The sequence below is a fragment of the Streptomyces sp. NPDC051218 genome (genome assembly GCF_044455475.1).
In the GTDB taxonomy this organism is placed as follows: domain Bacteria; phylum Actinomycetota; class Actinomycetes; order Streptomycetales; family Streptomycetaceae; genus Streptomyces.
Genome location: NZ_JBITEU010000015.1, coordinates 35,908 through 49,750 on the forward strand (window position 1 = coordinate 35,908; position 13,843 = coordinate 49,750).

Below are 13,843 nucleotides of genomic sequence, written 5' to 3' on the forward strand. Positions count from 1 at the left end.
TGTCGGGCTCTAGGCTGGCCGGGTGTCCAAAAAGCCGGTGAGCACACAGGCCAGGAGCGCTGGGAAGGTGAAAGCCCGCCCGGATTCCGCTGTGGGCGAACAGGCTTCCGCTGAACCAGAGAATGCGACAAAAGGGACAAAAGTGCCACCGGTGAGGAAGCCTTCGGAGAAGAAACAGGCCACCCCGGCCGCGGCGAAATCCACCCCCGCCAAGAAGAGCGCCGCGGCCAAGAAGGCCGCCCCCGCGAGCAAGAAGACCGCCCCCGCGAAGAAGTCCGCGCCCGCGCCCACGCCCAAAGCCAAGGCCGGCGCCAAACCCGAGTCCCACGCCGCCCTCGTCCGCCGAGCCCGCCGCATCAACCGCGAGCTCGCCGAGGTGTACTCGTACGCCCACCCCGAGCTGGACTTCGAGAACCCCTTCGAGCTGCTCATCGCCACGGTCCTCTCCGCGCAGACCACCGACCTGCGGGTGAACCAAACGACTCCGCGCCTCTTCGCCGCGTACCCGACCCCGGAGGACCTCGCTGCCGCCAACCCCGACGAGGTCGAGGAGTTGATCCGGCCGACCGGGTTCTTCCGGGCGAAGACGAAGTCGATCATGGGGCTCGCCACGGCCCTCAGGGACAACCACGGCGGCGAGGTCCCCGGCCGCATAGAGGACCTGGTCAAGCTGCCCGGCGTAGGACGCAAGACCGCGTTCGTCGTGCTCGGGAACGCTTTCGGTGTCCCCGGCCTGACGGTGGACACCCACTTCGGGCGGCTCGTCCGGCGCTGGAAGTGGACCGAGGAGACCGACCCGGTGAAGGTCGAGGCCGCCGTCGCCGACCTCTTCCCGAAGAGCGAGTGGACGATGCTCTCGCACCGAGTGATCTTCCACGGCCGCCGCATCTGCCACTCCCGCAAGCCCGCCTGCGGCGCCTGCCCGATCGCCGATCTCTGTCCGTCGTACGGAGAGGGCGAGACCGACCCGGAGAAGGCGAAGAAGCTCCTGAAGTACGAGATGGGCGGCCTGCCGGGCCAGCGCCTCAAGCCCCCGCCGGACTATCCCGGGAAGCCCGCGCCCCCGCTGGGCGCCGCATGAGCGAGGAACCAACCGAGGGCCCACAGGCGTTGTCCACAGTTGGACGGGGGTGCCGATGACGCACGCGAGCGACACGAGCCAGACGACGGACACGAGCGATACGCACATGAGCGACGGGAACGGCTTCGAGGGCCACGGCCAGAGGCCCGGACAAAAACCCGGGCGACCAGGCAGCCCCGACGGACACACGCGCCTCAGCCCCAACGGACACGAGCGCCTCAGCCCCGTGCGCCTCAGCACCGAAGGACTCCCCGCCTGGCTCGACCCCGTCGCCCGCGCCGCCGACTCGGTCCAGCCGACCCAACTCAGCCGCTTCCTGCCCCCGGCGAGCGGCGCCGGACGCCAGTCCGCCGTACTGATCCTCTTCGGAGAGGGCACACACGGCCCCGAGCTGCTCCTGATGGAGCGTTCCGGAAGCCTGCGCTCGCACGCGGGCCAGCCCTCCTTCCCCGGCGGCTCCCTCGACCCCGAGGACGGCGACCCGCTGACCGACGGCCCCCTGCGCGCCGCCCTGCGCGAGGCCGAGGAGGAGACCGGCCTCGACCCCCGAGGCGTCCAGCTCTTCGGCGTGCTGCCCAAGCTCTTCATCCCGGTGAGCGACTTCGTGGTGACCCCGGTGCTCGGCTGGTGGCGCACGCCCACCCCCGTCGGCGTCGTCGATCCGGCCGAGACGGCCCGCGTCTTCACGGTCCCCGTGTCCGATCTCACGGATCCCGGGAACCGCGCGACGACGGTGCACCCGAGCGGCCACCAAGGCCCGGCCTTCCTCGTCGAATCCGCTCTGGTCTGGGGTTTTACGGCCGGTGTGATCGACAGAATCCTGCACTTCGCAGGCTGGGAGCGCCCCTGGGACCGCACCAAGCAGGTGCCGCTCGACTGGCGCGCATGACAAGGTTGCGGGGACGTGGCGACCGCGATGCGAGGCGAGGATTGAATCGGTGAACGTGCTGGACATCCTTTTGGTGGTCGCCGCCGTATGGTTCGCGGTCGTCGGCTATCGCCAGGGATTCGTCGTCGGCATCCTGTCGGTGATCGGTTTCCTGGGCGGCGGACTCGTCGCGGTGTACCTGCTGCCCGTCATCTGGGGCGCCCTCACGGACGACGAGGGAGCGGTGAGCACGACGGCCGCCGTCGTCGCCGTCGTCATCGTGATCGTCTGTGCCTCCATCGGCCAGGCCTTCACCACGCACTTGGGCAACAAGCTCCGCAGATACATCACTTGGCAGCCCGCCCGCGCCCTGGACGCCACGGGCGGCGCGCTGGTCAACGTACTGGCGATGCTCCTCGTCGCCTGGCTGATCGGATCCGCCCTCGCGGGTACGACGCTGCCGACGGTCGGCAAGGAAGTACGCAACTCGAAGATTCTGCTCGGCGTCTCGCGCACCCTGCCCGACCAGGCCGACACCTGGTTCGCGGACTTCTCGTCGGTCCTCGCGCGCAACGGCTTCCCGCAGGTCTTCAGCCCGTTCTCGAACGAGCCCATCACCGAGGTCCAGGCCCCCGACCCCAAGCTCGCCAAGAGCGAGGTCGCCACGAAGGCCAGGCGCTCCATCGTGAAGGTGCAGGGCGAGGCCCGCGGCTGCGGCAAGGTCCTCGAAGGCACCGGCTTCGTCTTCTCCGAGCGTCGCGTGATGACCAACGCGCACGTGGTCGGCGGCGTGGACGAGCCGACGGTGCAGATAGGCGGGGACGGCAGGACGTACGACGCCAAGGTCGTGCTCTACGACTGGGAGCGCGACATCGCCGTACTGGACGTGCCGACGCTCGACGCGCCCGCGCTGCAGTTCACGTCGAAGGACGCGACCAGCGGTGACAACGCGATCGTCGCGGGCTTCCCGGAGAACGGCCCGTACGACGTCCGGCCCGCGCGCGTGCGGGGGCGCATCACGGCCAACGGCCCGGACATCTACCACCGCGGCACCGTTCGCCGCGATGTGTACTCGCTCTACGCGACCGTCCGCCAGGGCAACTCCGGCGGCCCGCTGCTCACGCCCGAAGGCAAGGTCTACGGCGTGGTGTTCGCGAAGTCGCTCGACGACCCGGACACCGGATACGCCCTCACCGCCGACGAGGTCCGCGAGGACATCAAGGCAGGCCGCACCGCCAACCAAGAGGTCGACAGCGAGGGTTGCGCGCTCTAGACGGCGCGCAGCCGGAGGACGGGCCGGGTCAGGCGCGCGTATGCCTCAGCCGCGCCGAGACCCAGCGGGCCCTGCGGCGCAGGATGCGGGGAATGCCGATGGCTTGAGCGGGGCCCTCATGGCCCTGATCATGCGGAGCGCCCCTCTCACGGCTGTTCAGCGCTGTGGCCGAGCGGCGGTTGCGTGCTGCGTCACTGTAGTCGTGCGTCCAGCCCATACCCGGACGTCTGCCCGTGCCCCAAGGTCGGTAATCGCGCCCACGGGCCCCAATTGGCCTATGCGGGAGGCAATTGGCCGTTCGAAGGACAGGTGTTCCCCTACCGGTCCGGCTCGGGATCCTTCAGCCAGTTCACCAGCTCGGTGGAGAAGGCGACGGGGTCCTCCTCCTGCGGGAAGTGCCCGAGGCCGTCGAACAGCCGCCACCGGTAAGGCGCTTCGACGTATTCGCCCGAGCCCGCCGCGCTGCGCGTCCGCATCACGGGGTCGAGCGAGCCGTGCAGATGCAGCGTTGGGACCCGTACGGGGCGCTTCATGCGCCGGTTGAACTGGATGCCGTCAGGACGGGCCATTGACCGCACCATCCAGCGGTACGGCTCGACCGAGCAGTGCGCCGTCGACGGGATCGTCATGGCACGGCGGTACGTGTCCACCGCCTCGTCGTCCGGGAGCCGCGGCCCCGACCAGTCCCGCACCAGACGCCCCACCAGAGCGGCGTCGTCCGCGACGAGTTGACGCTCCGGCACCCACGGCCGCTGGAAACCCCACACGTACGAGGCGGCGGAGGTCTGCTTGCGGTCCGACAGCATCGCCGAGCGCCAGCGCCGCGGGTGCGGCATCGAGGATACGGCGAGGCGGCGCACCAGCTTGGGCCGCATCACGGCCGCCGTCCACGCGAGGTACCCGCCCAGGTCGTGCCCGACGAGCGCGGCGTCCGGCTCGCCGAGCGACCGCACGACGCCCGTGATGTCGAGCGCGAGGTTCGCCGGGTCGTAGCCGCGCGGCGTACGGTCGCTGCCGCCCACGCCCCGCAGGTCCATCGCGACCGCACGGAAGCCGGCGTCGGCGAGTGCCACCATCTGGTGCCGCCAGGTCCACCAGAACTGCGGAAAGCCGTGCAGGAGCAGCACGAGCGGCCCGTCGCCCATCTCGGCGATGTGGAAGCGGGCGCCGTTGGCGGCGACGTCCCGGTGCGTCCACGGTCCTTCGATGCGTACGAGTGACGTCGGTTGGGCCGGATGGGGGGCGGGCGTGGCGGGGTCCGTCATGAAGACGAGCGTGCCACAGCCGCAGCCTTCTCACTGCCACGGTCGAGGGTGGCACCGGTGATGGGCGCGGGGCCGATCGAACGCGGGTGCGGCTTGACGTTCTGCAGTACGGCAGCCGTCTCCTTGGCCGAGGCGGCGGCCTTCTGCGGACCCTTGCCCTTCTTGGCCTTCTTCGCGAAGACGACGCCGATCAGCGCGAGCACCCCGGCGACCAGCACGTTCGCCGCGAAGGAGAGCACGAAGCAGATCGCCATGTTCCACCCGCTCCAGGTGCGGATGCCGTACGCGAGGGCGAAGCTCAGCATCGGCAGCGAGAAGAGCAGCACCGCCCCCGCCGCGGCGAACGCGCCGCCGCCGACCGCACCCCGCTTGACGTCCTGGCGCAGCTGGGCCTTGGCCAGCGCGATCTCGTCGTGCATCAGCGCGGACATCTCGCTGGTCGCCGTGGAGACCAGCTGGCCGAGGCTGCGTTCGGTGCCGACGGGCCCGTCGGGTGTGCTCATCGCTTCTCCCCTTCTCCGTAAGACTGCGTGTGTCTGCGTACGTCTGCGCGGGCGTGCTCGCCTACGTCTGTCCAGATACGACCGCCCAGCCCATGCCGAGCAGTCAAGTCTGCTCAGATCATGCCGGACCGTCGTCATCGGTGCGTGCCCCGGCCGACACTTCGGCAAGCCTGCGGTGCTCGGCCGCCTTCTTTTCGTAGATCTCGGCCATCCGCAGGTGGTACTCCGGCTTGTCCTGTTCGTACACGTCCGGGATGCCGTCGAGGTCGTCGTCGCGCTCCTCCTCGTCGTAAAGGGCGCGGTAGCGGGCGTTGCGCACCTTGAGCAGGATCCCGGCGAGCACGGCCGCGATGAGAGAGCCCATCAGGACCGCTGCCTTGATCTCGTCGGTGAGCAGCGGGTCCTCGGTGAAGGCGAGTTCACCGATCAGGAGCGAGACGGTGAAGCCGATACCGGCCAGCGAGGCGACCGCGAAGACGTCCGGCCAGGCGAGTTCGTCGTTGAGCTCGGCCTTGGTGAAGCGGGCCGCGAGCCAGGTGCCGCCGAAGATGCCGACCGCCTTGCCGATCACGAGACCGAGTACGACCCCGAGTGTCTCCGGCTGGGTGAACACGTCCCCCAGTGCGCCGCCCGATACCGCGACACCCGCGCTGAACAACGCGAACAGCGGCACGGCGAGTCCGGCGGAAAGGGGGCGCACCAGGTGTTCGATGTGCTCGCCCGGTGAGTGCTCCTCGCCGTCGCGGCGGGTGCAGCGCAGCATCAGGCCCATCGCGACACCGGCGATCGTGGCGTGGATGCCGCTGTTGTACATCAGCCCCCAGATGACGAGGGCCAGCGGAACGTAGACGTACCAGCCGCGTACGCCCTTGCGGAGCAGCAGCCAGAAGACCGCGAGGCCGATGACCGCGCCGCCGAGGGCCGCGAAGTCGAGGTCGCTGGTGAAGAACACCGCGATGATCAGGATGGCGAAGAGGTCGTCGACGACGGCGAGCGTGAGCAGGAAGGCGCGCAGCGCGGAGGGCAGCGACGTGCCGATGACCGCGAGGACGGCGAGCGCGAAGGCGATGTCCGTGGCGGTCGGCACCGCCCAGCCGTCGAGCGAACCGCCGCCGACGGTGTTGACCAGGACGTACACCAGAGCGGGTACGGCCATGCCGCAGAGCGCGGCGACGACGGGCAGCGCGGCGGCCTTCGGGTCGCGCAGGTCGCCCGCGACGAGTTCACGCTTGAGCTCGATGCCGGCGACGAAGAAGAAGACGGCGAGCAGTCCGTCGGCCGCCCAGTGCTGGATGGAGAGGTCGAGGCCGAGGGCGCCGGGCCCCAGATGGAAGCCGCTCACGGACTCGTACGAGCCGTTGGCGGTGTTCGCCCAGATCAGCGCGGTGACGGCGGCGACGAGGAGGAGGACACCGCCGACGGTCTCGGTGCGCAGCGCGTTCGCGACGAAGTTCCGCTCGGGCAGCGAGAGCCGTCCGAGGACCTTGCGGTTGTTGCGGGGTGCGTTGCTGGGTGCGGGCGCGGCCACGGGGGTCGACCTCCGGTCGGTGGGCAGGACGAATCGCTTGCCGACCAGACTTCCCGGCGCACCCAGTACTTCTTGTCGCGTCTCGTTGTGGTGTCTTCTTGTTGCGTTGTTGACGCGGTCCTTAGCGTACCTAACGTGCGTCCGGACGTATCCGGTGATCGTCACTTTATGCGCAAGAAGGGCACCCGGCGCGGTGCCGGGTGCCCTTCGATGCCTCGGGTCTGACTAGTCCTCGCTCGGCGCGGCCGGCAGCTTCGTCTGGATCAGGTCCATCACGGAGGAGTCCGTGAGCGTGGTGACGTCACCCAGCTCGCGGTTCTCGGCGACGTCCCGCAGGAGGCGCCGCATGATCTTCCCGGACCGCGTCTTCGGCAGCTCGGCCACCGGAAGGATGCGCTTCGGCTTGGCGATCGGGCCGAGGGCCGTGCCCACGTGGCTCCGCAGGTTCGCCACGAGCCCCTCGTCGTCGGCGTTCGCCGTGCCCCGCAGGATCACGAACGCGACGATGGCCTGGCCGGTGGTCTCGTCCGCCGCGCCCACGACCGCCGCCTCGGCGACCGACGGGTGCGAGACGAGCGCGGACTCGACCTCGGTGGTGGAGATGTTGTGCCCGGACACGAGCATCACGTCGTCCACGCGGCCGAGCAGCCAGATGTCGCCGTCGTCGTCCTTCTTGGCGCCGTCCCCGGCGAAGTACTTGCCTTCGAAGCGCGACCAGTAGGTGTCGATGAACCGCTGGTCGTCGCCCCAGATGGTCCGCAGCATCGAGGGCCACGGCTCGGTCAGGACGAGGTAGCCGCCACCGCCGTCCGGCACCTCGCGCGCCTCGTCGTCGACGACGGTCGCGGCGATGCCCGGCAGGGCGCGCTGGGCGCTGCCCGGCTTGGTCTCGGTCACGCCCGGCAGCGGCGAGATCATCATGGCGCCGGTCTCGGTCTGCCACCAGGTGTCCACGATGGGGCACTTGTCGGCGCCGATGTTCTTGCGGTACCACATCCAGGCCTCGGGGTTGATCGGCTCACCGACCGACCCGAGGACCCGCAGGCTGGAGAGGTCGAACTTCGCGGGGATGTCGTCGCCCCACTTCATGAACGTACGAATCGCCGTCGGCGCGGTGTAGAGGATGGTCACGCCGTACTTCTGGACGATCTCCCAGAAGCGTCCCTGGTGGGGGGTGTCGGGCGTGCCCTCGTACATGACCTGCGTCGCGCCGTTCGCCAGCGGGCCGTACGTGATGTACGAGTGCCCGGTGACCCAGCCGATGTCGGCCGTGCACCAGTAGACGTCGGTCTCCGGCTTGAGGTCGAAGACGGCCTGGTGGGTGTACGCGGCCTGGGTGAGATAGCCGCCGGAGGTGTGGAGGATGCCCTTCGGCTTACCCGTCGTACCCGACGTGTAGAGGATGAAGAGCGGGTTCTCGGCGTCGAACGCCTGCGGTGTGTGCTCGGCGGACTGGCGCTCGGTGAGCTCGTGCCACCAGACGTCGCGGCCCTCGGTCCACGCCACGTCCTGGCCGGTGCGGCGCACGACGAGGACGTGCTCGATGGAGCTGCCCTCGCGCGAGACGGCGTCGTCGACCGCGGGCTTCAGGGCGGCGGGCTTGCCCCTGCGGTAGCCGCCGTCGGAGGTGATGACGACCTTGGCGTCGGCGTCCTTCACGCGCGCGGCGATGGCGTCGGCGGAGAAGCCGCCGAAGACCACGGAGTGCGCGGCGCCGATGCGGGCGCAGGCCAGCATCGACACGACGGCCTCGGGGATCATCGGCAGATAGACGGCGACGCGGTCACCCTGTCCGACGCCCAGCTCGGTCAGCGCGTTGGCCGCCCGGCTGACCTCGTCCTTGAGCTCGGCATAGGTGATGGCCCGGCTGTCGCCGGGCTCACCCTCGAAGTGGATCGCCACACGGTCGCCGTGGCCCGCCTCGACGTGGCGGTCGACGCAGTTGTAGGCGACGTTCAGCTTGCCGTCGGCGAACCACTTCGCGAATGGCGGGTTCGACCAGTCGAGCGTCTCGGTCGGTTCGGTGGCCCAGGTCAGCCGGCGGGCCTGCTCGGCCCAGAAGCCGAGCCGGTCAGCCTTGGCCTGTTCGTACGCCTCCGCGGTGACGTTGGCGTTGGCCGCCAGGTCGGCCGGCGGCGCGAACCTTCGCTCTTCTTTAAGCATGTTGGCGATGGACGGACGCTCGTTCACTGGTGGGCTCCCAACAACATGCAGACAATTCCGGCTCGTGGTTTAGACCAATCTCGCAACCGCTTGGATTCTTCTGCGGTTGTGAGTGCTGGTCAACCCCTGTCGATCCTGGCACTCGCGACGGCTCGGGGTACAGGGGGGTAAAGCCCTCGCGACACGTGTCGTCCAACTGCCCTACGGCTCCGCCGCTACGCGGTACGTGCGGCGTGGCCTGCGGAATTGCGCGGTGGGGGAAACGCAGACGACCCCGGCACCGTGGTCATGGTGCCGGGGTCGCTCGTTCTACTCAGCCCTTGGACGGAACGATGAATCCTCGAACCGGCTTGGGCTCAGGGTCACGCGATGCCGGTTGCTGCGCGCGCTTCCACGCTGCGACCAGTTCCGCGTAACGAGGGTTGATCCACTCGTCGGCCATGCGACACCTCCACCGTCAGGTCACGGGGGGTTGCGGTGTCGGCATGGGACGGATCGTGCATTCCGGAGCGTGCTGACAATTCGCGGCCACAGACACGAGCATCTCGTCCGAGGGCGGCGCCCACAGGTCTATGGACACGCCCCATCCCAGGAATCCGTGCCGGCGAGCGTCCCGGCCATGATGTGTACGACGACGCCGCGCACCTGGGCCTGTCCGTCGTTGGTGAAGTTGATCCTGCTGGGGAGCCATATGGCGCCGGGCATGCGTGCCAAGGGGAAGACTCCAGACCTGAGGAAGCCCCGTCGCACGTGCACGCGACGGGGCGGTGAGCCGTTCAGTAGTGAGTCGATACGGCCTGTTCGTGGGGCGTGGTAGCGAACTCGGCGCGGGTCATCTGTCCTCGCCATCCTCGGCATCGTTGGCGAACGTGGGGTTGAGGGCCCCAATGGCGGTGACTGTGTTGCCGGTCGCATTGACGGGAACGTCGATCGCAGCCTGAACCGGGTTGCCGCTGACGACGCCGGGTGAGTTGAATGCCGCGCCGATGGCGTCGGCACCGGGGCCGTCGTCTGCGGTGGCGGTGCCGGCGCCGCAGACGACGGTGGCGGTAGCGAGGGCGGCGGTGGCGAGGATCGTGCGAATCCGCATGGGGTACCTCCCGGTGGGGGATCGGGCCTGTCCGGTGCCAGGTATCGCCGTTTCGGCATGCAGATAAAACGATCATGGGCCGTTTGCGGGTGCTGGGCCGTCCGTACGTGTGACCTGGCCGCGTCGTTGATCGCGGCCTCCGCCGTTGTGTTCAGGCGAGGTCGGTCGCGAGGGTCTGCGGGGCCGGTGACTTGTCGTCGAGGGCGCCGCCGGTGAACTCCGTACCGCGCCAGTCGTTGCCGTAGCGGGCAATGAGGCTGCACGTGTTCGTCACGGAGAAACCGTTGATCGCCTCGGCACCCGACCCGTTGGGGCGGGCCTTGTTCCCGGACAGGAAGATGGACGATGCGGTACTACTCAGGCGGATGCCGTAGTACGTCGCATTGGCCGAGCGTCCGGGGCTCTTGAGGTAGCTGTCGCGGATGTGGATGTTGTTGCCGTCCTGCACCAGGACGCCGTTTCCACCCGGCTAGAGGACCTGATTCCCGGTCAACGACGTGTGGGTGCAGGTGACGGCGGTGAGGCCGTGCGCGCCGGGGGTGTAGATCTGGTTCCCGGTCACCGCGCCGTTGTCCGCGTTCTCCATCGACACGGTTTGTAGGCCGATACGGCGTACTGCGTGACCCCCTCGAACGTGCAGTCGGATACGCGTACGCGCCGGTGGTACTTGGTGATGATGGCCGAGTGACTGCCGACCCCGCGCGGCCACGCCGTGGTCAGGTTCGTGCCGGATGCTCCGAAGTAGCAGCCGCTGATCAAGACGTCTTCGCACGCAGTGTGGCCGTAGGGACCGAATCCGCCGAACACTCCCGTGGTCCCGAATGGTGACGTCTCGGGCGTGCCCGATACTGATGCACATGGCCGCGGCGGTCAGGCCCGGCGCGGTCCCCTGACAGTCCCAGACGCCCCCCTCGATCGTGACGTTGCCGTGGCCCGTGTATCCGGCGAGGGTCTGCCCGGCTTCGCCCTTGATGAGCATGGTCTCGGCCGCGCCGCGCACGAACCGCGGGCCCGGTTGGGAGGATCCCCCTACGGCGCGGGCAAGGTGCTCATCCGGAAGAATGGATACGTCTTCCGATGCAGCGCGCACAAGGACAACGCCACCTGTGACGGCGTTTACATCCTCCGCACCGCCATAGAAGCCAAAGTGTTCGAACGCCTCGCAGAGTGGGCCCGCCGAGATCGAGGCCGAGGCCGCCAAGCTCGCGGACCAGGAGGCGGCCAAATCGAGACCGAACTCGACACGCAAACGAGCCTGTTCTCACGGGGCATCATCCCCGAGGACAGTTACACGCGTGAGCGCGACCGGCTCACGGACCATGCTGCGCACGCTGTCTCGCGGCGTGTGGGTGTACCCGAAGGTGAAGGTCGCCGACGGCGAGGACATCGCCCCGTACGCGGTCCCCGTGGCCGTATGGGAGCTCATCAGACGCGAACCCCTGGTGACAAGAGCCTGCCGAAAATTGGTTTAGACCTTTACTCGGGAGGGCGGCTCCTCACGTGGTGTTCCCTGGTGCGGTGACGGCGTCACCTGGTCGAATACGGCCTCCGGGCTACCGGTGAGCAAGTAGGCCTGGGCCTCGCCGACATGGAAGTACATGCCATGCAGTTCGAGGGCGCCCTCGGCCATGCGGCGCGCCACGGCCTCGTGGCCGCGCAGGTGCTCCAACTGCTGGACCACGTTGGTCAGGCAGAGCTGCTCGACCGCGTCGGCCGGTGCCCGCCCGGCGAGCCGCGCCCAGCCCTCCTTCTTGTGGGCCGCCATGCGCTCCAGGCTCGGCGCCCCGTGCCGCAGCCACCTCTTCAGGGGCGTCTGGGCGCCCCCGGGCGGGGTGGTGAGCAGCGCCTGCATCGCCCCGCACCCGGAGTGTCCGCACACGGTGATGGACCGCACCTTCAGTACGTCGACGGCGTACTCGATTGCTGCGGCCACCGAGTCGTCGCCGCTCTCGGCACCCGGCAGTGGAACCAGGTTGCCGACGTTCCGGACGACGAAGAGGTCGCCGGGGCCGCTCGACGTGATCATCGAGGTGACGAGACGGGAGTCGGCGCAGGTCAGGAAGAGCTGTGAGGGCTGTTGGCCCTCGCGTGCGAGCCGGGCGAGCTCGCTTCGCACGTGCGGGGCGGTGTTCCGCTGGAAGGCGCTGATGCCGCTTTCCAGTTGATGCCCGCTGGGCCGTCCCTCGCCCCGGGGTGCTTCCTGGGGCCGGTCGCAGTGGTGGTTGCGCCAGGCCGTCCAGGGCCGGCAGCAGGAGTGCGACGAGCTGGCGGGCTCGGTGATCCGCGTCCCGGCCCGCCCGGTCACCTCCACGGTGCCGCCCTGCGCGGTGTGCGCGTCCTGCCAGCACTGCAGCGCTTCGTACGCCGCGTGGTCCATGAACGAGCCGTCCAACTCGACGATGGTCGACGCGCCCTGGGGCACGAGATGCAGAGCCCTGCTCAGGCGCGGCACGGCGAGGAAGGTCAACTGCCCGCGGACGCGCACGTGGTGGACCCCGCCCTCCTCGGTGTGGGTGATGCGGGTGCGGGCGAGGCGGTGCAGCGCGACGGCCACGGCGACGGCGACGCCGATGGCCACACCTTCGAGCACACCGACGAAGACGACGCCGAGGGTCGTGGTGGTGTACACGAGGATCTCGCGGTGGCGGGTGATGACCCGGATGTGGTTCAGGCTCACCATCTGGATGCCGACCGCCATCACCAGGGCGGCGAGCGCGGCGAGCGGGATCAGCTCCAGGAGGGGGACCAGGAGCAGGGCGGCCACTACTACCCAAACGCCGTGCAGCATCGTGGAGTTCCGGCTGACGGCGCCGGCCCGCACATTCGCCGTGCTGCGCACCGCGACACCGGCGACGGGGAGCCCGCCGAGCGCCCCGGACACGGCGTTGGCGGCGCCCTGGCCGAGCAGTTCGCGGTTGAGGTCGGAGCGGATGCCGCCGGCGCTCGGGTCGCGTCGCCCGGAGGCGAGCTTGTCCACGGCGACGGCGCCGAGCAGTGACTGCACGCTGCAGACCAGCGTGACCGTGAGGACGGCGGCGACGAGCCCGAGCGCGGGCCCTTCGGGCAGGCCGACCAGTGCGTGACTGCGCCAGGACGGCAGGTCGACCCTGGCCACGCTCAGCCCGGCGAACAGGGCGACGGCCGTCGCCACGGCTACGGAGACGAGGGGGGCCGGGACGACACGGAGGGCTTTGCCCGCCGGGCCGGGAATCCGCGGCCAGAGCAGCAGCACCGCCAGGGTCAGCACGCTGATCGAGAGCGCGGCCGGGTGCAGATCGGCCAACTGGGCGGGCAGTGCGCGGAGGTTGTCGAGCACGGCGCTCTGCGGGGTGCCGCCGAGCACGATGTGCAGCTGGGCGACGGCGATGGCGACGCCGATGCCGGCCAGCATGCCGTGCACGACGGCCGGGCTGACGGCGAGCGCCGAGCGTGCCACGCGCAGGCAGCCGAGGCCGAGTTGGGCGAATCCGGCGAGAACGGTGATGGCGCAGGTGGTCCGCCAGCCGTACTGGTGGATGAGGTCGGCGGTGACGACCGTGAGCCCTGCGGCGGGGCCGCTGACCTGCAGCGGCGATCCGCCGACCCATCCGGCGACCAGACCGCCGACGGCGGCGGCGACGAGGCCCGCCTGGAGCGGTGCTCCGGTGGCGAGCGCGATGCCGAGGGAGAGCGGCAGGGCGATCAGGAAGACGGCGATCGACGCGGAGACGTCGGCGCCGGCGATGCGGAACTTACGGAACTTGCGGAACTTGCCGGGCGGCGGAGCGTGGGGCTCGTGGTCGCGTGAGGCGTGTGCCGATTCGGCGGCATGGGTGGGGACGCAGGCAGACATGGTTTCCCGTCTCCTCCGGGGCAGCGCGGTCGCGGGACAAGGGGTCCTCCGGAGGTTTCCGGAGGGCGGGTCGCGGCCGTGGGTCACGGCGTTGCAGCGGCGGGATATCTCCACTCTCGGTAAACGAATCGTAATGCAGAGTAAAGACATTGGATAGACAAGCGGGGCAAATGGGGCACTAGATCACCCCGGAGGGTGATTAAAACTATTCATCGGCTTGTCGGAACATCTGCCTAATGC

14 protein-coding genes are annotated in these 13,843 nt (G+C 69.4%); 4 read left to right on the forward strand and 10 right to left on the reverse strand.

The features are described 5' to 3' along the window. The first annotated feature begins 67 nt into the window (after positions 1 to 67). The 3 genes from nth (at position 68) to ACIBCK_RS35635 (ending at position 3,222) form a co-directional block, all read left to right on the forward strand. A complete protein-coding gene (gene nth, locus ACIBCK_RS35625) occupies positions 68 to 1,081 on the forward strand; it encodes an endonuclease III (RefSeq protein WP_399397046.1) in 1,014 nt (337 codons plus the stop codon). Between the two features lie 106 nt (positions 1,082 to 1,187). Further along, on the forward strand, positions 1,188 to 1,970 hold the full coding sequence (locus tag ACIBCK_RS35630; RefSeq protein ID WP_399397273.1) for an NUDIX hydrolase: 783 nt from the start codon (positions 1,188 to 1,190) through the stop codon (positions 1,968 to 1,970). Positions 1,971 to 2,019: 49 nt separating this feature from the next. Beyond that, complete coding sequence (locus ACIBCK_RS35635) at positions 2,020 to 3,222, forward strand: MarP family serine protease (RefSeq protein WP_399397048.1); 1,203 nt, start codon at positions 2,020 to 2,022, stop codon at positions 3,220 to 3,222. A gap of 28 nt (positions 3,223 to 3,250) precedes the next feature. Here the strand turns inward: ACIBCK_RS35635 and ACIBCK_RS35640 are convergent, their stop codons facing one another. From ACIBCK_RS35640 to ACIBCK_RS35680, 9 genes are all read right to left on the reverse strand, one after another. Further along, on the reverse strand, positions 3,251 to 3,439 hold the full coding sequence (locus ACIBCK_RS35640) for a hypothetical protein (RefSeq protein WP_399397050.1): 189 nt from the start codon (positions 3,437 to 3,439) through the stop codon (positions 3,251 to 3,253). A gap of 100 nt (positions 3,440 to 3,539) precedes the next feature. Then, complete coding sequence (locus tag ACIBCK_RS35645) at positions 3,540 to 4,487, reverse strand: alpha/beta fold hydrolase (protein WP_399397051.1); 948 nt, start codon at positions 4,485 to 4,487, stop codon at positions 3,540 to 3,542. Continuing rightward, the gene (locus tag ACIBCK_RS35650) at positions 4,484 to 4,990 is read right to left on the reverse strand and encodes a phage holin family protein (protein ID WP_399397052.1); all 507 of its coding nucleotides are present in this window, start codon (positions 4,988 to 4,990) and stop codon (positions 4,484 to 4,486) included. The genes ACIBCK_RS35645 and ACIBCK_RS35650 overlap by 4 nt, the downstream gene beginning before the upstream one ends. Positions 4,991 to 5,108: 118 nt before the next feature. After that, positions 5,109 to 6,518 carry a Na+/H+ antiporter NhaA gene (nhaA, locus tag ACIBCK_RS35655; RefSeq protein WP_399397054.1) on the reverse strand — a complete coding sequence of 470 codons (1,410 nt, stop codon included), beginning with the start codon at positions 6,516 to 6,518 and terminating at the stop codon, positions 5,109 to 5,111. Positions 6,519 to 6,743: 225 nt separating this feature from the next. Further along, positions 6,744 to 8,681, reverse strand: a complete 1,938-nt coding sequence (gene acs, locus ACIBCK_RS35660) for an acetate--CoA ligase (protein ID WP_399397275.1) — start codon at positions 8,679 to 8,681, stop codon at positions 6,744 to 6,746. A 313-nt stretch (positions 8,682 to 8,994) separates the two neighbouring features. Continuing rightward, positions 8,995 to 9,123: a hypothetical protein gene (locus ACIBCK_RS35665; protein ID WP_399397056.1), complete on the reverse strand. Its 129-nt coding sequence runs from the start codon at positions 9,121 to 9,123 to the stop codon at positions 8,995 to 8,997. 128 nt (positions 9,124 to 9,251) lie between these two features. Next, on the reverse strand, positions 9,252 to 9,386 hold the full coding sequence (locus tag ACIBCK_RS35670) for a hypothetical protein (RefSeq protein WP_399397058.1): 135 nt from the start codon (positions 9,384 to 9,386) through the stop codon (positions 9,252 to 9,254). A gap of 127 nt (positions 9,387 to 9,513) precedes the next feature. Further along, the gene (locus ACIBCK_RS35675) at positions 9,514 to 9,771 is read right to left on the reverse strand and encodes a chaplin (RefSeq protein ID WP_399397060.1); all 258 of its coding nucleotides are present in this window, start codon (positions 9,769 to 9,771) and stop codon (positions 9,514 to 9,516) included. A gap of 151 nt (positions 9,772 to 9,922) precedes the next feature. After that, positions 9,923 to 10,219: a hypothetical protein gene (locus ACIBCK_RS35680; protein WP_399397062.1), complete on the reverse strand. Its 297-nt coding sequence runs from the start codon at positions 10,217 to 10,219 to the stop codon at positions 9,923 to 9,925. Positions 10,220 to 11,066: 847 nt separating this feature from the next. Here ACIBCK_RS35680 and ACIBCK_RS35685 point away from each other — a divergent pair. Beyond that, positions 11,067 to 11,243 carry a hypothetical protein gene (locus tag ACIBCK_RS35685; RefSeq protein ID WP_399397064.1) on the forward strand — a complete coding sequence of 59 codons (177 nt, stop codon included), beginning with the start codon at positions 11,067 to 11,069 and terminating at the stop codon, positions 11,241 to 11,243. Here ACIBCK_RS35685 and ACIBCK_RS35690 read toward each other — a convergent pair. Then, positions 11,240 to 13,603, reverse strand: coding sequence for a bifunctional SulP family inorganic anion transporter/carbonic anhydrase (locus ACIBCK_RS35690; protein ID WP_399397066.1), 2,364 nt, complete (start codon positions 13,601 to 13,603; stop codon positions 11,240 to 11,242). The two genes, ACIBCK_RS35685 and ACIBCK_RS35690, sit on opposite strands and share 4 nt — an antisense overlap. Positions 13,604 to 13,843 lie beyond the last annotated feature (240 nt).

What these genes read in the sequence shown, in the direction of transcription:
- ACIBCK_RS35640 (WP_399397050.1), bottom strand. Translation starts at nt 3,439, where the DNA reads ATGGGCTGGACGCACGACTACAGTGACGCAGCACGCAACCGCCGCTCG.
- ACIBCK_RS35665 (WP_399397056.1), bottom strand. Translation starts at nt 9,123, where the DNA reads ATGGCCGACGAGTGGATCAACCCTCGTTACGCGGAACTGGTCGCAGCG.
- ACIBCK_RS35675 (WP_399397060.1), bottom strand. Translation starts at nt 9,771, where the DNA reads ATGCGGATTCGCACGATCCTCGCCACCGCCGCCCTCGCTACCGCCACC.
- ACIBCK_RS35670 (WP_399397058.1), bottom strand. Translation starts at nt 9,386, where the DNA reads ATGCCCGGCGCCATATGGCTCCCCAGCAGGATCAACTTCACCAACGAC.
- ACIBCK_RS35690 (WP_399397066.1), bottom strand. Translation starts at nt 13,603, where the DNA reads ATGTCTGCCTGCGTCCCCACCCATGCCGCCGAATCGGCACACGCCTCA.
- ACIBCK_RS35630 (WP_399397273.1), top strand. Translation starts at nt 1,188, where the DNA reads ATGAGCGACGGGAACGGCTTCGAGGGCCACGGCCAGAGGCCCGGACAA.
- ACIBCK_RS35650 (WP_399397052.1), bottom strand. Translation starts at nt 4,990, where the DNA reads ATGAGCACACCCGACGGGCCCGTCGGCACCGAACGCAGCCTCGGCCAG.
- acs (WP_399397275.1), bottom strand. Translation starts at nt 8,681, where the DNA reads ATGCTTAAAGAAGAGCGAAGGTTCGCGCCGCCGGCCGACCTGGCGGCC.
- ACIBCK_RS35645 (WP_399397051.1), bottom strand. Translation starts at nt 4,487, where the DNA reads ATGACGGACCCCGCCACGCCCGCCCCCCATCCGGCCCAACCGACGTCA.